Raw genomic sequence first — 18,385 nt, 5'->3', positions numbered from 1 at the left:
AACCGATTATCGATATGGAAATGTGGAAAACGATACTGCCGTTTACCACATTACCACATCGCGACTTCAATAAAAGTATGATGTTTCTATTGGTAGCTTCTTTACACTTTCCTCTTGACTTGTATCATAGCAGCAGGGGGTTAAAATTGAAAAACCATTCTTCCGCCGATTACATCTGTTGCCCCCCTTAAAAAGGGGGGATGTCCGAAGGACAGGGGGGATCCAACCCCGCAGCAAGCTGCGAGGAATTCTTAAATTAAAGTGGTTCCGGTATGCAAAATAAGCAAAATATGTGAAGCCGGAGTACAAACATCTACACTAGATTTCCTTCGCTGTCGAATCGCATCGGCTCCGACTTGCCGATGATTTCGATTCCTTTTTTTCCCCGGAGGGCGGGAAGAAGATTTTCGGATACCTGGAGTTCATCCAGAAAAAGGGTGTTTCGGATACGGATGACCCTGGCAGAACCTGCCGGAAGCTTTTCCAGTGCGGTCAGGATGCATTCACGGTCGCTTTCGAGGGTGATCGGAATACGGACGATGGACCAGGTATTGGAGGCGATACCGTTGGTGTAGGTGGCTTTCAGATCGATCTTGTCATAGAGTTTCTGCGGTATAAGATCGGCGAATCCGATTCCCATAGCGTTTCCGTGGCTTTCAGGAGTGAGGTCCCGGACTATGAGCGTTTTGTAGTCCGGATTTTTCTCGCCCCCGAACCTGCGCCAGAACCCGATGATATTGGTGTCCATGCCGGTGCCGGAAAGATTTTTCCCCATTTCATCGACAATGAGAATGTCAAAAGATTGGAGAGGAATCCGGGGGATAAGCGAACTGCACCGTTCCAGAAGAGCATTGTCGGTTTGTTCAAAATCCTCCGGCGCGGAAATCTTAAAATCGAGGGTCCGGTCGAAGGCATTTTCAAGAATTGCCACCCCGAAGAGAATCTTTCCCGTAGTATCCCGCGCAATCCGGAAAGCCTCGGTAATCACCTCCCCCAGGCCGTACATGTGCATGGTCTCAGCGCCATTTTTCTTCCCCATACCCACTGCGACCATCTTGCAGATGCCGCTTTCCACCCACCCATGGTAGGCGGTGTGCAGCTTTACCCTGTTGACTACGACAATACCGTCCGCGTCATAGGCATTCCGATCCATGAACACAGGAGCGCCTGAAGATGTTTTCCCCAGTGTCACCGTATCCATGGAGGAAACAACGGGAACGCCTATGCTCTTTTCCGTTATATCCAGGCTTTCGAGCATCTCCGTCTGGCCCCGGGCGGTACCGCCGCCGTGGGAGCCCATGGCCGGGACAATGAACGGTTTCGCGCCCGCGGCGATGAGAAGATCGATAACCGTTTTCAGTATCCGGGGGATTCGGTCGATGCCGCGGCTTCCGGCGGTCACTGCAACCCGCATGCCGGGTTTCACCCGGGAGAGCATCCCGGAAGCGTTCAGGCGGAGTTCCAGTTCTTCTTCTATATTTTCTATATAGTCACGGCTAAAAAGCTGCCGGATTTTTACCAATTGAGGAAAATCCATCATTTCTCTCCAGGTGTCAGGGTTTTTGCCCACTCCACCACATCAATCGGCGTTTCCAGCACCCGCACCCCCACCTCTGCGAGCGCAGCGCATTTCCCGGCGTATGTACCCGCAGAGCCGCGCACGATGGCGCCGGCATGACCCATGCGCTTGCCTTCCGGGGCGAACCGTCCGGCAATGTAAGCGGCGACAGGTTTGGTCATCCATTCTGTAATGAATTCCGCCGCCATTTCTTCCTGGACTCCGCCCACCTCGCCGACGATTACCACAGCATCGGTTTCGGGATCGCGCTCGAAAAGCTGCAGGATGTCGGTCATGGCGGTGAGAACGACCGGGTCCGCGCCCATGCCGACCACGGTGCTTTGCCCGTACCCGGCGGCGCTGAGAATCCCGGCCATTTCATAGGCCAGGGTTCCGCTCCGTGAGATGATGCCGAACCTGCCCGGAGTGAACAGGGAACCGGGCATGATGCCCATCTTGGCCTCACCGGGGGTGAGAATGCCCGGGGTGGTGGGTCCGAGGGCAAACACACCGTTCTCCTGGGCGTAGGCGCGCATTTTCATCACATCGTGCACGGGGACATGTTCCGGAACAACTACAATCAGGCCGATACCCGCATCGGCATTTTCGAAGAATGCATCGAGCACGCCCGCCGCCGGTACAAAGAACACCGAAGCCTCGGCGCCTGTACCACGCACTGCTTCCTCCACCGAGTTGAAAACCGGAACGCCTTCGATTTCGCCTCCGCCCTTGCCCGGAGTTACTCCGCAGACGATATTAGTGCCGTATTCTTTCATCCAGCGGGTCTGGACGCTTCCGATTTTCCCGGTGATTCCCTGAACGAGAACCTTTGTCTTTCGATTTAGCAATATAGACATGGTGGTATGTTGTTCCGATCTATGTTTTTATCTATAATTGTTCAATTCGATTCAACCATGTATGAAAATGGTGGCATTCTCTTCGCATGGTTTCAAGCCCGATACGGCCTGCGATTACAGAGCCATGGAAAACCTTTTCATATTGGGGAAACTCCATGCAGATCCTCTTTGAAGGAACGGTTTCCGGATTATCATTAATGTCTTCCGGGGTCGGGAAAGAATTTCTTATTCGGCGGAGGATACTTTCTTTAACGGGTTCGTTAAATATCCGTGCAATATCAGATGGAGAAGAAAACAGCAATCCCTCATACTCATGAAGTGAGAAATAACTGTAGAAGCGGGGATTATCTATATCTTGATTAAACGCAGCCTCGACTCTGGAAACTTTTTCAAGAGGATTACCGGTAGAATTGTCCCGCATAGGGAAATCGTTTTTGAGACCATAGAAATCAAGCATTGTTGTCACCAGATGAGTGCTTGTGTCTCCAAGCAATCTTTGAGCTTCTTTTTTTACTTTTCTGTATGATAAAGATCCACCTTTAAAATCCGGACCATTCACGACTATTTTTGTTGTCAATATTATAGGATTAACCACGATATCATAAGGCGCAAGATGAATAGCGAGAACCCGTTTAACAAAAGCTTCTTCTGTTTGTCCTTCCACGAGAATCAGCACCTTTTTCATGATTCAGGGGCGTCCTCCCAGAATATTTTTCTCCCAAAGGTCGCCGAGGCCATAATCCTCAAGCCATTCGGTAATATTCGATTTATCGAGACGGCGGAATATGCTTTGTTCTTTGTCGCGCTCGACCACCACAATATCTTCAGGTTCGAATTGATTAACCAGAGTAACCGACTGCGTGGCGATGATAACCTGCGAATTCTTCGAAGCCGACCGCAAGAGCCCTGCAAGAACGGCGACAGCATAAGGATGAAGGCCGAGTTCGGGTTCATCGAGCAGGATTATTGATGGCAGCGCTGGCTGTAAAAGAAGTGTGGCAAGACACATGAACCGTAGAGTGCCGTCGGAGAGTGAGGAAGCATTGAAATAATCGCTTGTTCCTTTATGTTTCCACTCAAGCCGAATTTTGTCTTCATTCAATTGAGAGGGTTCAAGGACAAAGCGGTCAAAAAAAGGCGCAACCATGCGAATGGCATCCTGTATGTTATCGAAATGTACCGGATATTTTTTCGAGAGCATGTACAGAAATGCCGCAAGATTGCCGCCGTCTGGCAGAAGAATGCGGTTGTTTTCAATATCACTGGTTTGTTTAATTGCGGCACTGTTGGTGGTGTCGTGGAAGTGATAGATTTTCCAGCTTTTAAGGAGAGGGCAGATTTCTTTGAAAGGCACGTACTGGGTATCTGTGAGCGTTTTCTGAATGGCAGACTCAGTATTGTTATTACCTAAAAACATTGAATGTTCTTTATGCCCGCCTTCATCAATAATCCAGAATAACTCTTCGTCTATGATAAAAGAATCATGTACTGTGGGTTTCAAAACACAGCGATACCCTTTCGTGTTATCATCCAGGGAGAGATCAAAAGAGAGGGAGTCCGACCTTTTGATGCCGAAATAAAGGATGCTGTTAGCTCCTCCGGACGTACCCGTATATGTTTGAAGATTGCCTTCGACTAGTTCGTTAAGGAAATTGAACACCCCGACGAAATTTGATTTGCCCGCTCCATTAGCTCCGATAAAGACATTTAACGGTTTCAAATCAAGGTCAAGTTTTTTGATTGATTTGAAATTTTCTAACGTTATATGGTTTAATACGCTCATACTAAGACCCTATCATTTCTATCAATAATGTAACATAGTATCAAAGTGAAGGCGCGGCAAAGTGTTTCTTCAGCTTCTTTACTTCTTTCTTTTCCTCTGTGCCTTTGCCCCTTTGCGACTGATCTTTTCCTTTGGGCTTTGGACTATTCTTTTACGCTCCCTACAAGTTCGAACAGCTTCTCCACCGCCTTCTCAGTCGCCGTCTCAGTTACAACGTGGACGCCGCCGGAGCGCAGGATTTCCCAGGTTTCCTCCTGACGGTTCCCCAGGGCTTTGGCCATGATGGGGATGGAGAGATTGTGCTCACGGATGTAGCGGACGATGCCTTTGGCCCCCTCATGGATGGGGTTGATGCCGCCGTAGAGATTGATAAAGATAGCGCGGAGGCCCGGTTTCATCATCATCAGCTCCATGATGCGGTAGAGCAGGTCTTCGGTGATGCCGCCGCCGGTTTCCAGGAAGTTGGCGGGGCGCAGTTTCCGCCCGATGATGTCCATGGTGGCCATGCCCAGCCCGGCGCCGGATGAAATGAGGCCGATATCGCCGTCCAGCTCCACATAGGTGACTCCGATCTCGCGGCCTTTTTTCTCGAGCGGGTTTCCGGTGCGCTCGATGTTGCCGGGAAGGCGGTTGTCCATGCGGTACAGTGCGGAATCGTCTATTTCCAGCTTGGTGTCCACCGCTGTGACCGAACCATCCGGGCGGACCGCCAGAGGATTGATCTCCGCAATCAGGGCATTGTACCGCCGGAACACCTGGTAGAGCTTCACCAGCACATCGGCGGCGGCAGGTATCTGACGGGCGGGGAAACCTGCGCCGCCAAGGAGTTTACGCGCCTCGAACGCGAGCAGCCCCCGGTTGATGTCCACATTCCGGGAGGCGATTTTCGAGGGGGATGTCTTTGCGATTTCTTCGATGCTCACGCCGCCCTCGCTGCTCGTCACCACGATCGGCTGTCCTTTGTCTCCGTCCACCGTGATGCCCAGGTAAAGCTCCTTTGCGATCTCGATCTTTTGGCTGATCAGGACCTTTTCGACTGTCAGTCCACGGATGCGGGAGCCGAGGATGGATTCCGCAGCGGCCTGCGCTTCTTCCGGTGTGGAGGCGGTTTTCACCCCTCCAGCCAGGCCGCGGCCCCCGGCAAGCACCTGCGCTTTGACCACCACCTGGCAGCCGATCTTTTCTGCGGCGGATCGGGCCTCCTCCGGCGAGACGGCGGTCATCCGGTCCGGAACGGGAATGCCGAGATGAGCGAAGATATCGGCGGCTTCATGCTCGTAGAGTTTCATGGCGGTGGTTGTTTATAACTCCCCGAATAGGTTATGTACTTGTTTCCGATGAGATGCTACCTCATCTTTACATTGATTTTCTCTAGAACAAACCGTTTTGCCTTAAGGGCATCAGAAAACGCTTTATTCATCTCTGCAAGTTCAGGCTGGTAAAAGTCGTCAGGATATCGAAGCTGGACAGCATACTCGGTCATATACGATAAATCGGAGAGCTTCTCAAAGTCTGGATCAAGCTTTCTGCATTCCTCGATGAGCTCGGCGATATCATGTGTTTTCGAAGGTTTAACGAGTTTGAATATAAGGTATGTTTTCAGATACTTCTCAACAGCCTGTTGGCAATGAAAACACAGAATATCTGTAAGAGGTTCATCGGAAAACCTCATTTCCCGTTCAACAATTTCAAGATCATGATCCGCCTTGATCAGCCATTGACGGATGATTTCAAGGAGGCGTTGGCTTTCCATAAGCATTTTCCTTCATGATATATTGTATGGGAGAGAGTAACCGGTATATCCTTGTCCATATCGAATTCATCCACTGTTTTTATTACAATATCCACATGGTATCCTCGTCTTGCCAGTGCGTTCCATGCCTTCCCCAGAGCCAGGAGTTTTTCCTTACGGTCGAATTTCTTTTCCACAATGACCGCGATATCGGCATCACTTTCCTCCTTTGCCTGCTCGCGGGCATAGCTTCCGAAGAGAATGATTTCTTTCGTTCTGGGAATGAAAGATCGAATGATTTTGGAAATTTCTATAAAATCACGATTGGTATACATAATTGAAATCCTGTCAAGATTACAAAGATTTTTATTAAAATTGTCTGAACTGTTGATATCAGGAATTAAAAGATATGCCGGACAATAATTCTTTCCTGTTGATCCGTACAATCCTGACCATCTGTGGTTCAGACGGTTTTACTTCGCTTCTTTACCCAGTTCCATTCCACGCCGGAAAGCTTTCAGATTCAGTTCCTCCGTACCTTTCGGTACATTGGCGCGGATGGCTTCTGTCATCGCATCCTCGCTCACTATCCCTGTCAGGGCGGTGAGAAATCCGAGCATAACCATGTTGGCGACAATTCCTTTTCCCAGTTCATTCATCGCAATTCCGGTGGCCGGACAACGGTAGACACGGAACGGGAGCCCGTCCGGCGGAGTGAACAGGGAACTGTCAACAATGAGAAGAGCGCCCTCTTTCATCTCGCTCTTGTACTTATTCATCGCCTCGAGGGTGAACGCCACCATGATGTCCGGCGCGGTCACCTGGGGATAGATGATACGGTCCTCGCTGATAATCACATCGGAGCGGGCTGCACCGCCGCGCGCCGCGGCGCCGTAGGTCTGGGTCTGGATGGCATACTTGCCGTCGTGGATCACCGCAGCCTCGCCGAGAAGCACCCCGGCCAGCACCACTCCCTGGCCGCCGAATCCGGCGAAACGAATCTCAGTTCTGGCCATCGGCGGCTCCTTTCCGCAGCTCTTCACGCTGGCGGGCAAGCTCCACATCGAGGACAGGTTTCTCGATGTCGAGCAGCTCGCCCACAATGATTTTTCCGGCCTTTTCCTCCGGGGTCATTCCGGCGGCTTTAGCCACCGTAACCGAACGCTCCTTGAAGCCATCGAACATCTTCACCGAATTCATTCCCGCTTTCTTGCCGTAATGCACCGGGCAGTGGCTGAGGATCTCGAGAAGGGAAAATCCCTTGTGGTTGAGCGCCTTTCGGACGGCTTTCGTAATTTGCAGGGTCTGGTACACCGTCCAGCGGGCCGCATACGTCGCTCCCGCCGCTATTGCCAGCCCGGCAATATCGAACTCGTTCTCCACATTCCCGTAGGGGGAGGTAACCGTTTTAAGGCCAAGCGGAGTGGTGGGCGCCACCTGTCCGCCGGTCATCCCGTAGATGCCGTTGTTCACACAGATGACCACCATGTCTATGTTACGGCGGGCGGCATGGATGAAATGATTCCCGCCAATCGCCAAAAGGTCGCCGTCGCCGGATATTACCATGACCCGGCGGTCCGGGGCAGCGAGTTTCAAACCTGTTGCAAAAGCTATGGGACGGCCGTGTGTGGTGTGCAGCGTATCTCCGTGGAAGAACGGGCTGGGAATCCAGGCGGCGCACCCGATGCCGGATACGAATACGAAATCGTCCATGCTGATCCCCTCTTCATCTATAGCGCGGAGGATGGCCTGGGCGAGAATACCGTTGCCACAGCCGGGGCAGTTGGCCGTTTTCAAAGCCGAGGGGCGTATATATTCGAAAAGAGGGTGCGTTGAACTCATTTCGCCGCCTCCTTCAGCTTCTTTGTCACCCTGTCCACATCATGAAGGGTGCCGAGAATTTCCGGTTCGAGGAAATGAACCGGGCAGGACGCCGCCGCCTGCACATAGGGGAGAAGCTGTCCGAGATTGTTTTCGAGGACGAGGATGGCTTTCACCCGCTGTGAGAATTCGGCTATCTCCCTGTCCGGGAAGGGCCACACGGTCACCGGGCGGAATGTACCCACGTTCAAACCCTCGGAGCGCGCTTTTTCTGCGGCTTCGAGCGCCACACGATGAATGCTGCCGTAAGCGAAAATTACGATATCTGCGCCCTCGGTTCGGTCTTCCACACGCACGATTTTATCCCGGTGTTTCTCGATTTTCCCGGAAAGCTTGCGGATGAAATTATCGAGGGCGTAGGCGTCGGTGACATTCCTCTGACCGGTCTCGGTATGGCATGATGAGGTTACATGGCTTTTGAACCCGCGGCCGAAAACCGGCATGGGCGCTACATCCACGGAGAGAAATCCCTGATCCTTCTCGGCATCGAACCCCGGTTCGGGAATGATTCTGTTGGATATATCTATTGTTTCCGGTTCCGGAATGTCGACCCGCTCGTGCATATGGCCAACAAACGCATCGGCCATGACCAGCACCGGGGTACGGTACAGCTCTGCCAGGTTGAAAGCGAGGATGGTATGGTCGAACATTTCCTGCGGGGAGGAAGGCGCCACCGCGATGATCTGATACTCGCCGTGAGAGCCGCGCCGCGCCTGCACCATGTCGCCCTGAAGCTCGACCGATGGGATGCCGGTGGTCGGCCCGCCCCGCTGGACATCCACAATGACACACGGGGTTTCGGTGCCGATCGCGAATCCGATGTGCTCCATCATAAGCGAAAGCCCCGGCCCGCTTGTTGCAGTCATGGCCTTTTTCCCCATCCAGGAGGCGCCGATAACCGCGGCAAGGGAGCTGATCTCGTCCTCCATCTGGATAAATACACCGTCATCCCCGCGAAGGGAGGGAAGACGGACTGCAAGCCTTTCGGCGATTTCGGTGGCGGGAGTGATGGGATAGCCTGCCATGAAACTGCAGCCCGCTGCCAGCGCACCCTCCGCGCAGGCGATGTTGCCCTGCATGAAATGCCTTCCGGTCAGAACACGCTCATTTTTCAATGGATAATCCTTTGTTGATATGACGGGATAAAAATATTTACATGATTTCTAATTTATTTTAATCTTGTAAATCTTGTAAATCATGTCTGATGATTGGTTTTAAAAAAGCCTGTTTAAAAAATTGATATTAGACAGGATTAACAGGATTAACAAGATTAACAGAATTGAGAATTTATATTTTATTTATGTAAATCTGTAAATCATGTCTGATGATTGGTTTTAAAAAAGCCTGTTTAAAAATTGATATTAGACAGGATTAACAAGATTAACAGGATTTATTATTGTCATGTAAATCTTGTTCAGTATATTTTCTAAACTTCCGTTTTATTTCAACAGAAGAACCAAAGTTAATGAGAAGACCGTTATCTATACCTGTGGCAGCGAGATAGTTTACCAGTTGAACTTCATGTTCTTTCGCAAGTTTCTGAACAGCTTTCAATTCAATTATCACTTTCCCTTCCACCAAGAGATCGGCATAGAAGTCGCCAATCATACGTCCTCGGTAGTTCACGGCAACTGGATACTGTTGAACAACATCGACCCCGGACTCCTCGAGTTCTATTTTCAAGGCGTTTTCATATACCTTCTCAAGAAAACCTGCGCCAAGTTCTTTATGAACCTTGTACGCGCACCCGATGACGCACTTTGTCAATTCATTGATTTCCAACAATAAACCTCGATATCAGACAAGATTGACAGAATATAACATTTATATGTAAATCTTGTAAATCATGTCCAATTATTTTTTTTAACAACGCTTTTTATCAATACCAAAATTAGACAGGATTAACAAGATTGACAAGATTTAGAATATATATCATTATTTCATGCAAATCATGTAAATCATGTCTAATGAATATTTTAACGACGCTTTTTAAAAACCAAAATTAGACAGGATTAACAAGATTGACAAGATTTAGAATATATATCATTATTTCATGCAAATCATGTAAATCATGTAAATCATGTCTGATAATTTTTTTTAAACAACGCTTTTTTTCAAATACCGAAATTAGACAGGATTAACAAGATTGACAAGATTAGAATATATATCATTATTTCATGCAAATCATGTAAATCATGTCTCGGTCAACACTTCAGATTTATCTTCTTTCTCTATTACAATCGCCAGATCGGGACAATAGATCATACACAGCTTGCACCCGTTGCAATCCTCGGCCCGTACCGGCTCCGGGGGCCGGATTCCCTTGGGTGTCAGACGGCTCGAACGCTCGAACACTTTTTTCGGACACACATGAATGCAAATACCGCAGCCGTCCACACCCTTGCAGAGGGTTTCATCGGTGAATATCAGTATTTTTTTGGTCGTTTCTGCCATAGAATTATCCTTCTTTGAAATATGCTGGAATAAAGTTTGTAAATTAAGCAATTACAGAATGGTAATCAAGGGAAAATGGGGAAAACGGCGGATTCGAGGGTCAATAACTGAGAGAAAGAAAAGGAATGAAAAAAATTTTGACAGGATTCACAAGATTCACAAGATGAAATCTTTGATTTATTCTCTCGCAAAGTTCGCAAAGTTAATAAAGAAAGGAAAAGGCTGGAAAGAGGGGTGAGAAAAGGAATCTAGTATCTATTCATGTATCTTGTTCTTCTTTAGTACGAACAGGGTTCATCTGTTGAGGGACTTTTTACATTGGATACAAGCACCTTGTTAGATTTTATAAAGTCTCGTTTTGCCCCAAAATGCGCATTTTTATGACAATTTGGGCATAGTGCACCAGCATTTTCAATAATGTCCTCTCCTCCTTCAGATAATGTGATCCAATGGTGAACTTCCAAATATGGTGTGCCATCTGAAGCCTTAAAAAAAGGTGCATCAGATTTACATAATTCACATTTGCCGTGAGCTCTTTTTAATACCGCCGCAATTACATCTGGGTTTCTTCGAAAATCATATGATATGGTTTGGACTTTCTCTGGAATTTTAGGAGCAGTTTCTAAACGTTTTTTTATTATTTCATCATCATCCTTTAAGGATATGGATAGAGATTTTTCCAGTTCTTCGTCTAGTCTTTTTTTAACAACAGTTTTATCAATTGATAATAATGGTAAAGCATAAACGTAACTCCAACTGCCTGCGCGAGTCCGCGGTTTAAGTGGTTCTCCATCGCTCTCCTTTATTAGATTTGATGTTGACAGTTGGTTACTAAATTTTGTTAGGTTTCTAATTGAGATTAAATTGACGCACTTTTTTTCCTTCACTTCAAAATATATCTCGACTTCTTTTGGTTGAAATATTTTTATATGTTCATTTAAGAATGCCAGTCTTTTCGCCGATAGTTCATTTTTGTCTTCCCATCCAATGATATCTGCTGAGTAGCATATTTGATTGAGTTGACGGGTTGTTGAAATGTAAAGAGGTAATGGGAAATACGGCTCGGTTGATCCGTTTCTAAGTTGTTTTATCGAAGATTCTGAATAAGGTTGTAGGTAAAAAACCCTGCCAGGGTTAGCTTCTTGGGATTTTACAATTTCATCAAGGACATCCTCATAAACTCCGTTTATAAATAGGGCTTTTTCCATGATGTTTTCCTTAATTTAATGTACTGAGCTAAACTCCTCGTGTCGTGCGCTTGCTGTATGCGACAACCGTGAACGCATAGGTTGAAAGCACTTGTTCGGTGCTACTATCCTGCCTTCATGATTGCAGGCGATCCGTCACCCTCCGATGCCTCAGCTGCCAGAACGTCCTGCACGTATTCGAGACATCGCTCGTACATCGGAACCATTACGTAGTCGATGTTAGTAGGGAGTCCGTCGATATCTCCTGGTACAGGGAATGATTTTAGCAGGTCGCGCCGCAGATTGCGATGCTCCAACTTTCTGTCGTTGTAAAGGCCCGTTCCATGCGCGAAGTGCTGGCGAAGGTCCTTGAGAAGTTGGACCTCGGCTGTGCCTCGAACGTTGGTTCGAATCGGCTTAGTGAATCCCCGGCTCTCAAGAATTGCCCAGAGGCGAATCAAGAAGTTTTCGTTAATCCATGCCCCGATGCTGTTATGCTCCTGCCGCACCTTCTCAGTGAGAGGGGCCTTGAGTTGAACGTAGGAGTACGGAGTGGTGGCTCGGTAGAACTCGCCGGGCGCGAACGTCGATTCCCCATTGCATTTCTCGGGCAAATAGACACTCAACGAACGGCTGTTTACGAACATCCGCTTGAACTCCTGCAGTACATCCAAGGCGGTATGGTCGGGTTTCGACTGCTTTTGTGCTTGATATGCCATGACGCCCCCTGGCTACGTTACTCGCGTGCACTGTTACGTTGAATAATTATTATCTCGATCCCCATAAGATACTGAGTTTCATTTTTCTTCCTGTATAATACGCCTTTGATTCTGTTGCAAAGAGTCGCCTTATTACCTTATTATATTAATGTGTCCACATTTATATAAATAAAAAAAAGCCCTCTTTATCGTAAAGTATCTTTGTCTATAACCAGCGAATCACCTGATTTACTTTTCTTTCTTTGCGAACTTTGCGGACTTTGCGAGAGAAAGTATTTCAAAGGTTTCAGAATATAATTAATCCTGTAAATCTTGTAAATCCTGTCAAATTTCTTGCCTTTGCACTTTATTTCTCTTCCTCCCTCGGTAAGTTTCGGTACCAGGTCACCGACAGTATGATCGTAGCTGTCACAGCAACCGCCAGGCAGATGAACGCATACCGGTGCCAGTGCCCCACAAGATACATGGGAAAGAGGTAGTATCCGGTGATTGCGGCCATGCCGACCAGCACATTGAAAACGGTGAGCGCGGCGCTCTCCGAACGCTTGTTAGCCTCCTCCGGTAAAAGCCCGGCGATATTTCGAATCGGCTTCCAGGCGCCGAAAGGACGAACTGTCCGGTAGAATGCAACAATGATTTCACTATCTACGGGCGGGGTGACAAGCGAGCCGATGATGCAGGCGGCGAGAGAGGCGATCACAATGGGCGGGAAAATCACATACATAGGGGCTGCCGGGAGAAAGAGGGCGATAAGAGAGAGGAGTATTCCCCCGAGTGTTCCGGCGGCGTAGCCCCAGCCGTTCATCCGCCACCAGTACCAGCGGAGGAAATTGGGCATGATCACCCCCGCGCCGAGAGACATCATCATCCAGTTCCATATCTGGGCGATGGACTTGGCCTGGAAACCGATGACGATGCCGACAATCACAATGGCCACAGTGGCCGCATAGCTTGACCGGACGAGCTGACGTTCCGTTGCAAGGGGCCGGAAATAAGGCTGCCAGAGGTCATGGACGATGTAGGATGCGCCGCTGTTGACTGTGGCGCTGAATGTGGACATGAACGCGGCAAGAAGTCCCGCGATGACAATTCCCCTGAGTCCCATCGGAAGATAGTCCTTGAGCACTATGGGCATCACCTGCTCCGGGTCGGTGATGCCAGTAAACCCGGTGAGCGCCAGGAGGGTGATCCCCATGACCATCCCCCAGCGGATGATCAGGAAGAAGCTCCATGCCGCCCCCAGCTTGGAGGCGTCACGGGGGCTCCGTGCGGCGAGAAAGCTCTGGAAATCGTACATCTGCGCGGGGCCGCCGGCGTTCAGGAGAAACCCTTTAAGCACCCACACTATTACCAGGGCGCCGAAAAGCTCATACTGGGCGTTTGCAGTGCCCGTGAACTCAGGGATGCGCCAGACCGGGACCAGGGATGTCCAATCGGCTGATAGATGGCTCGCCAGTAGCTCAGGTGTCAGCGCCTGGTAGGCCACTACCGCAATCACCGTTCCGGCGATGATGAGAATCACCGCCTGGATGACATGGGTGAACACCACGCTGTACAGGCCGCCGAGGAGCACATACAGGGTAGTGACCGCCACGATGATCACCGCGAGCAGGTTGGGAGGCAGCGATATATATACCGCAGCGAACTTGCCGATCCCCTCGAAAGCATATCCGATGAAGCTGGCCAGGGTAATCACTGCCATGAGCGCGTAAGTGGTACGGGCGACCACACCGGCTCGGTCATTACCGAAACGGGTAATCATCCACTCAGCGCCGGTGAGCACATTCGAGCGGCGCACCCACTTCCCCATATACGCCAGGAAAAACGCTCCCATCATGACCCCCCACATCCAGTGCACCCAGAGCGATTTCATTCCCATGAGGAAGAGGAGCGATACGATCCACATGGTCCCGGTGATGTCGAAGGTGGACACCGAGCCGAACATGGAGAGGAATATCCAGTGCATGCTCTTCCCGCCCAGAAAATAGGATTCAAGGTTCCGCGAGGCCCGCTTCTGATAGTAGAAACCCATGCCGATCACCGCGGCGAAGTAGAGGATGATGATGAGCGTGTCGAGAAAGGACATGAGGGATTCCCTTATGCGAAATGAGATTCCGTTACGAATTCGCGCAAAAAGTAAAGCATATCATGTTTACGGGGAATAGTCAAGATTTTTCCCGCGCGTAAGGCGAGTTCAGGATGTGCGCGGAATAGAAGGGAAAAGGGAGGACGTTTAAAATTCAGCCCCCTAAGTATATATAAGTATATGTTTAAAATATGTTATGAGAATTATTAAGTAAATTTACGCACAATTCGGGTAAGTAAACTTTTCTTCCGCTTTCTGCCTTCTTTCTTTATTGACTTTGCGTCTTTGCGATAAATTTCTAATCACTCTTTTACCTCCAGATATTCAGACACACGGTGATGATCACCGCATTGGTGAAATCAATGAAGAACGCCCCTACCATGGGCACCACCAGGAAAGCCCGGGGAGCGGGGCCGAATTTTTCCACAAGCGCGGTCATGTTGGCCATGGCATTGGCGGTGGTTCCCAGCATGAATCCGCAGAATCCTCCGCTCATTACCGCCGAATCGTAATCTTTCCCCATCAGCCAGAAAATCGGCCAGAGACAGATCGCTGCGATCAAAAGAACCTGGGCTGCAACGATAATCAGGAGCGGGAGCGCCACATTGGCCAGCTCCCACAGCTTCAGTGTCATGAGCGCCATGACAATGAACAGGGAGAGCGCGGCTCCGCCAAGGTCGTCGACGAAACGCTGGGAGATGCCGAAGATGCCGGTGATGTCGTCGATGTTCCGGATGACCGCAGCGCTGAGCATCGCCCCGATGTAAGCAGGGAGGGTAAAACCGAGGGAGCTTATTCCGCCGCTGACCCAGGCGCCGATCCACATGGCCAGGAGGATGAGCACGATGCTTTTCAGGAGATTGTACGCTTCCTTCCCCTCGCCGTAAGGGGCTTCTTCCGGCTCGGTCACCCGTTCTTCGATTATCGTTGCCGCGTCAGGCGGCTCGACATTCATCTTCTCTGTCAGCGCTTTTTTAAGTCTGTAACGCTCGATAAGCCAGGTGCTGATGGGGGCGCCGATTAACCCTCCCGAGACAATCCCGCACATGGCGGCGGTAACTGCAATCGAAGCGGCGCCATGCACTCCGGCCTGTTCGAACAGGGGGGCGAATGCCAGCCCGGTGGCCGGTCCCCCGGTCAGAGTAACCGATCCGGCAAGCACCCCGAAGAGCGGATGCATTCCGAGCGGAAGCGCAACAAGCACTCCGAGAACATTCTGGGCGATGGCGAACACGGTGGAGGCGGCGAAGAACAGGAGTACCTGCGGCCCGCCGGTTCGAAGGAGGGAAAGGCTCGCGCCGAAGCCGATCGTGGTGAAAAAAGTGATCATCAGCGGAGTCTGGAGCGTTGTGTCGAAATTGAAAAGCGTTACCCCCTGATTCCGGGCTACCACGATAAGCACTGCAACGAGCATGCCCCCGATGACCGGCGCGGGAATATTATAACGGGAAAGCAGCGGCAGGGCGCGGCGTATTCCGTATCCCAGGAAAAGAACTACTCCTGCGAACGCCAGGGTGTGTATGAGGTCGAGGGTGAGCATGAAACTCCAAAAAACAAGGATGAGGGATGAAAATTCGGCAAAAAATTATCTTGTTGATGCAATCGCTCTAAGAACCTCACCCGGCCTTCGGCCACCCTCTCCTAATTAGGAGAGGGTAGAAACAAGGCGCGTAACGAGTTACCCCCTCTCCTGACTAGGAGAGGGGGACAGGGGGTGAGGTAAATAAACACCAGAAAATAATATACAACTAACTTTTTTACCGGAGCATTAAAATAAGGCAGATATTTTTCTGAAAATACATGACCTTACCGTCAAACACAAGCGGAGATTGATTTTTCTGTCTGAAACGCAGATGTATTGATATTTTTTTACTTGCTTGTGATAAAGGGAATATATACATTGCAATATAATACTCTGGAAAAGAGCTTTTTACTCATGTTCCAACCGTGGAAGTCGCTTATAAACAGACGTTATTCTGAAATGATACTTCATGAAAATCGGAGAACTGATAAAGCAGCTTGATATACCGCCAGGCACGTTGAACAGTATCATGAAAAAAGCAGGGATGAAATAACGGAGGCGCCATGAAGTATACAGTAATCATCGAAACAAGTACATCCGGCTATGGAGCATACGTGCCGGACATTCCCGGATGCATCGCAGCGGGAAGCACGCGCGAGGAGGTCTTGGAGCTTATCAAGGAAGCAATCGAATTTCATATCCAGGGTCTCAAGGACAAAGGACATATCATTCCCCCGCCTACTTCTGTAAGCGAGCTTGTAGAAGTAACCACCGCATAATCAGGAAAGGCAGCCGACACACAAACGCGCCATCGAGCCAGCTTTGAAGCGGTTTTTTTTATGGACAAATGGCCGATTGCACAGAAATTCAGTTTGAGTGTTATCTGGAAGATAATCCAGCGGCGTGTTATACGGACGGGAAAGCGAAGTTCCGCATCTTATGCGGATCAGCCTAAATATTGTAAGGCGGTTAGTGGAGCGTATTCTCAAATGATCCAATTGAGAGTTTATTCAAACCTCCAAAATGCATTCATTTTCCAATTAATCGTAGGGCTTTTATGCCTTCTTGGCATTCTGCTGGGTGACGGGAGAATGATTGCAATATTAGCGCTCCTGGGCTTTCGACCGTTAATCCTGAGTCGACGAACGGTTCAGGACCCAGCACCGTACTGGCAATTCTACTATCTCATCGGAAAAATCTCATTCGTGTTCACTGCAATCACTCTGGTTATACTCTACGTTTTCCTCCAGTTGTTCGGAAACCTTGTGATCGCTCTTGTGAAAGACCCACAAATATGGGTTCTCGCTGTTTTGCCTTACTTTCTCGTTGTTCACGGTATGGTCGGATTGATCTATGCAGATCAGTTTGGAAACGCCTAACCTTTCACTGCAGCCGACCGCATAAAGACCGCGTCGGCTGAGTTCAGCGTTAGACAGCCTGCTTCATATGGTCGCTATTCAATGTTTGAAGGAGTCCAACACAATGAATATCCAAAATCAAAGCGATAGAACTACAATTCGCAATCTGGCGATTTTCATTATTGTTGTACTTGCGATTGGCTGGATTGGGCGAGGATTGGATGTGCTGATGGATAACCCGGCTTCAGAAGGCCTTGGTATACTCTTGTGGCTTATTACGCCGATTGGAGCTTCCTTGCTACTGCGAGCATTTGCAGGGGATGGCTGGAAGGATTTTGGAATCAAGCCAAACTTTAAAGGGAATGCGGCGTGGTACGTTATCGCACTTCTTGTCTATCCCGTGTTGACGGCACTTGTCTTGATAATCGGCAGCGGTTTAGGTTTAATCACATTCCCCAATCTCTCATTGAACACGCTTAGGCTGGTATTCCAGGTTTTCGCGCTGGGTGTTCTGCCGCAGTTCATAAAAAATATTTTTGAAGAGGCTGCCTGGCGCGGGTATCTCGCACCAAAAGTGCATTCCCTTCGCCTGAATGATTTCGTGGGGCACTTGATTGTTGGACTCGTTTGGGGAGCATGGCATATTCCATACTATCTGTTTTTTCTGGATCGAGCTGTTCTGCAAAAATTCACTACGTTGGACTTGGATGCCTTCATTCCCTTGTCGATCGTAGTGATGATCTCCTGGGGAATGGTGTATGGTGAGATTCGCCTTTTGACTAATTCAATCTGGCCGGCGGTTCTGATGCACATGGTGGAAGACGCCTTTCTCAACCAACTTTTTACTGAAAACCATATCCGGATTGTACCGGGAACGGACTGGCTGGTTTCGCCGGTGAATGGGCTCATCAGCATCTTCTTATTCATAGCACTTGGAGTTGGGTTGCGCCAATTGCGAAAAAGAAAAATGTCAGTTGCCTAAAAAGTCGACCTTGGCAGCGTCTGTCTTAGGGGCTGCCTAACAATTGGCTGCACTTGACTGAACCGCCGTGCTTTAATTGAAGTTTCTTGGAAAATATAATGCTATGTGCCTTGTATCAGTTTTAATGTAAGTGGTTCAGCAAGTGAGCCAAAACGTTTGGCGTCTTTCCACCTTCCTTATACCTCTTTTCAAACCCCCTCGAAGAATTTGTATGAAATACTGGCTGCTGTTCCGCTTGACTTGCTTATAGGAGCTTACTCATCATC

19 protein-coding genes are annotated in these 18,385 nt (G+C 49.2%); 3 read left to right on the top strand and 16 right to left on the bottom strand.

All coding sequences use genetic code 11. The features are described from left to right. Positions 1 to 313 precede the first annotated feature (313 nt). The 16 genes from Q8O92_16030 to gltS all read right to left on the bottom strand — a co-directional run bounded on the left by Q8O92_16030 (position 314) and on the right by gltS (position 15,797). Positions 314 to 1,540 carry a lactate racemase domain-containing protein gene (locus tag Q8O92_16030; GenBank protein MDP2984829.1) on the bottom strand — a complete coding sequence of 409 codons (1,227 nt, stop codon included), beginning with the start codon at positions 1,538 to 1,540 and terminating at the stop codon, positions 314 to 316. After that, on the bottom strand, positions 1,537 to 2,415 hold the full coding sequence (gene sucD, locus Q8O92_16025; protein ID MDP2984828.1) for a succinate--CoA ligase subunit alpha: 879 nt from the start codon (positions 2,413 to 2,415) through the stop codon (positions 1,537 to 1,539). Before sucD ends, Q8O92_16030 begins: the two co-directional genes overlap by 4 nt. Positions 2,416 to 2,446: 31 nt before the next feature. Beyond that, on the bottom strand, positions 2,447 to 3,100 hold the full coding sequence (locus tag Q8O92_16020; protein MDP2984827.1) for a DUF4276 family protein: 654 nt from the start codon (positions 3,098 to 3,100) through the stop codon (positions 2,447 to 2,449). 3 nt (positions 3,101 to 3,103) lie between these two features. Next, positions 3,104 to 4,198 carry an AAA family ATPase gene (locus Q8O92_16015; protein MDP2984826.1) on the bottom strand — a complete coding sequence of 365 codons (1,095 nt, stop codon included), beginning with the start codon at positions 4,196 to 4,198 and terminating at the stop codon, positions 3,104 to 3,106. Positions 4,199 to 4,341: 143 nt separating this feature from the next. After that, the gene (locus tag Q8O92_16010; GenBank protein ID MDP2984825.1) at positions 4,342 to 5,487 is read right to left on the bottom strand and encodes a succinate--CoA ligase subunit beta; all 1,146 of its coding nucleotides are present in this window, start codon (positions 5,485 to 5,487) and stop codon (positions 4,342 to 4,344) included. A 56-nt stretch (positions 5,488 to 5,543) separates the two neighbouring features. Then, the gene (locus Q8O92_16005; GenBank protein ID MDP2984824.1) at positions 5,544 to 5,951 is read right to left on the bottom strand and encodes a HEPN domain-containing protein; all 408 of its coding nucleotides are present in this window, start codon (positions 5,949 to 5,951) and stop codon (positions 5,544 to 5,546) included. After that, a complete protein-coding gene (locus tag Q8O92_16000; GenBank protein ID MDP2984823.1) occupies positions 5,909 to 6,265 on the bottom strand; it encodes a nucleotidyltransferase domain-containing protein in 357 nt (118 codons plus the stop codon). The genes Q8O92_16005 and Q8O92_16000 overlap by 43 nt, the downstream gene beginning before the upstream one ends. Positions 6,266 to 6,403: 138 nt before the next feature. After that, the gene (locus tag Q8O92_15995; GenBank protein ID MDP2984822.1) at positions 6,404 to 6,946 is read right to left on the bottom strand and encodes a 2-oxoacid:acceptor oxidoreductase family protein; all 543 of its coding nucleotides are present in this window, start codon (positions 6,944 to 6,946) and stop codon (positions 6,404 to 6,406) included. Next, entirely contained in the window at positions 6,933 to 7,772 is an 840-nt protein-coding gene (locus tag Q8O92_15990; GenBank protein ID MDP2984821.1) for a thiamine pyrophosphate-dependent enzyme, read from the bottom strand. Before Q8O92_15990 ends, Q8O92_15995 begins: the two co-directional genes overlap by 14 nt. Then, positions 7,769 to 8,926 (bottom strand): 2-oxoacid:acceptor oxidoreductase subunit alpha, encoded by a 1,158-nt coding sequence (locus Q8O92_15985; protein MDP2984820.1) that lies wholly within the window; start codon positions 8,924 to 8,926, stop codon positions 7,769 to 7,771. The genes Q8O92_15990 and Q8O92_15985 overlap by 4 nt, the downstream gene beginning before the upstream one ends. A gap of 265 nt (positions 8,927 to 9,191) precedes the next feature. Continuing rightward, positions 9,192 to 9,593, bottom strand: a complete 402-nt coding sequence (locus Q8O92_15980) for a GxxExxY protein (GenBank protein MDP2984819.1) — start codon at positions 9,591 to 9,593, stop codon at positions 9,192 to 9,194. Positions 9,594 to 10,004: 411 nt separating this feature from the next. Further along, positions 10,005 to 10,265, bottom strand: coding sequence for a 4Fe-4S binding protein (locus Q8O92_15975; GenBank protein MDP2984818.1), 261 nt, complete (start codon positions 10,263 to 10,265; stop codon positions 10,005 to 10,007). Positions 10,266 to 10,543: 278 nt separating this feature from the next. Continuing rightward, positions 10,544 to 11,473 carry an HNH endonuclease gene (locus Q8O92_15970; protein ID MDP2984817.1) on the bottom strand — a complete coding sequence of 310 codons (930 nt, stop codon included), beginning with the start codon at positions 11,471 to 11,473 and terminating at the stop codon, positions 10,544 to 10,546. Positions 11,474 to 11,577: 104 nt separating this feature from the next. After that, positions 11,578 to 12,171 (bottom strand): hypothetical protein, encoded by a 594-nt coding sequence (locus Q8O92_15965; protein MDP2984816.1) that lies wholly within the window; start codon positions 12,169 to 12,171, stop codon positions 11,578 to 11,580. A gap of 346 nt (positions 12,172 to 12,517) precedes the next feature. After that, a complete protein-coding gene (locus tag Q8O92_15960) occupies positions 12,518 to 14,257 on the bottom strand; it encodes a hypothetical protein (protein MDP2984815.1) in 1,740 nt (579 codons plus the stop codon). A gap of 310 nt (positions 14,258 to 14,567) precedes the next feature. Continuing rightward, positions 14,568 to 15,797 carry a sodium/glutamate symporter gene (gltS, locus tag Q8O92_15955; protein ID MDP2984814.1) on the bottom strand — a complete coding sequence of 410 codons (1,230 nt, stop codon included), beginning with the start codon at positions 15,795 to 15,797 and terminating at the stop codon, positions 14,568 to 14,570. Between the two features lie 545 nt (positions 15,798 to 16,342). Between gltS and Q8O92_15950 the strand changes: the two genes are divergently transcribed. The 3 genes from Q8O92_15950 (at position 16,343) to Q8O92_15940 (ending at position 18,119) form a co-directional block, all read left to right on the top strand. Beyond that, positions 16,343 to 16,558 (top strand): type II toxin-antitoxin system HicB family antitoxin, encoded by a 216-nt coding sequence (locus tag Q8O92_15950; GenBank protein ID MDP2984813.1) that lies wholly within the window; start codon positions 16,343 to 16,345, stop codon positions 16,556 to 16,558. Between the two features lie 312 nt (positions 16,559 to 16,870). Beyond that, positions 16,871 to 17,158, top strand: coding sequence for a hypothetical protein (locus Q8O92_15945; GenBank protein ID MDP2984812.1), 288 nt, complete (start codon positions 16,871 to 16,873; stop codon positions 17,156 to 17,158). Positions 17,159 to 17,261: 103 nt separating this feature from the next. Continuing rightward, positions 17,262 to 18,119 (top strand): CPBP family intramembrane metalloprotease, encoded by an 858-nt coding sequence (locus Q8O92_15940; GenBank protein MDP2984811.1) that lies wholly within the window; start codon positions 17,262 to 17,264, stop codon positions 18,117 to 18,119. Positions 18,120 to 18,385: the final 266 nt, after the last annotated feature.

The organism is Candidatus Latescibacter sp., from assembly GCA_030692375.1.
In the GTDB taxonomy this organism is placed as follows: domain Bacteria; phylum Latescibacterota; class Latescibacteria; order Latescibacterales; family Latescibacteraceae; genus JAUYCD01.
This window is presented reverse-complemented; position numbering and strand designations above follow the sequence as displayed.

Bases quoted from the DNA above. Each gene is read 5' to 3' on its own strand.
- Q8O92_16030 (MDP2984829.1), bottom strand. From the start codon at position 1,540: ATGATGGATTTTCCTCAATTGGTAAAAATCCGGCAGCTTTTTAGCCGT.
- sucD (MDP2984828.1), bottom strand. From the start codon at position 2,415: ATGTCTATATTGCTAAATCGAAAGACAAAGGTTCTCGTTCAGGGAATC.
- Q8O92_16020 (MDP2984827.1), bottom strand. From the start codon at position 3,100: ATGAAAAAGGTGCTGATTCTCGTGGAAGGACAAACAGAAGAAGCTTTT.
- Q8O92_16015 (MDP2984826.1), bottom strand. From the start codon at position 4,198: ATGAGCGTATTAAACCATATAACGTTAGAAAATTTCAAATCAATCAAA.
- Q8O92_16010 (MDP2984825.1), bottom strand. From the start codon at position 5,487: ATGAAACTCTACGAGCATGAAGCCGCCGATATCTTCGCTCATCTCGGC.
- Q8O92_16005 (MDP2984824.1), bottom strand. From the start codon at position 5,951: ATGGAAAGCCAACGCCTCCTTGAAATCATCCGTCAATGGCTGATCAAG.
- Q8O92_16000 (MDP2984823.1), bottom strand. From the start codon at position 6,265: ATGTATACCAATCGTGATTTTATAGAAATTTCCAAAATCATTCGATCT.
- Q8O92_15995 (MDP2984822.1), bottom strand. From the start codon at position 6,946: ATGGCCAGAACTGAGATTCGTTTCGCCGGATTCGGCGGCCAGGGAGTG.
- Q8O92_15990 (MDP2984821.1), bottom strand. From the start codon at position 7,772: ATGAGTTCAACGCACCCTCTTTTCGAATATATACGCCCCTCGGCTTTG.
- Q8O92_15975 (MDP2984818.1), bottom strand. From the start codon at position 10,265: ATGGCAGAAACGACCAAAAAAATACTGATATTCACCGATGAAACCCTC.
- Q8O92_15970 (MDP2984817.1), bottom strand. From the start codon at position 11,473: ATGGAAAAAGCCCTATTTATAAACGGAGTTTATGAGGATGTCCTTGAT.
- Q8O92_15965 (MDP2984816.1), bottom strand. From the start codon at position 12,171: ATGGCATATCAAGCACAAAAGCAGTCGAAACCCGACCATACCGCCTTG.
- Q8O92_15960 (MDP2984815.1), bottom strand. From the start codon at position 14,257: ATGTCCTTTCTCGACACGCTCATCATCATCCTCTACTTCGCCGCGGTG.
- gltS (MDP2984814.1), bottom strand. From the start codon at position 15,797: ATGCTCACCCTCGACCTCATACACACCCTGGCGTTCGCAGGAGTAGTT.
- Q8O92_15950 (MDP2984813.1), top strand. From the start codon at position 16,343: ATGAAGTATACAGTAATCATCGAAACAAGTACATCCGGCTATGGAGCA.
- Q8O92_15945 (MDP2984812.1), top strand. From the start codon at position 16,871: ATGATTGCAATATTAGCGCTCCTGGGCTTTCGACCGTTAATCCTGAGT.
- Q8O92_15940 (MDP2984811.1), top strand. From the start codon at position 17,262: ATGAATATCCAAAATCAAAGCGATAGAACTACAATTCGCAATCTGGCG.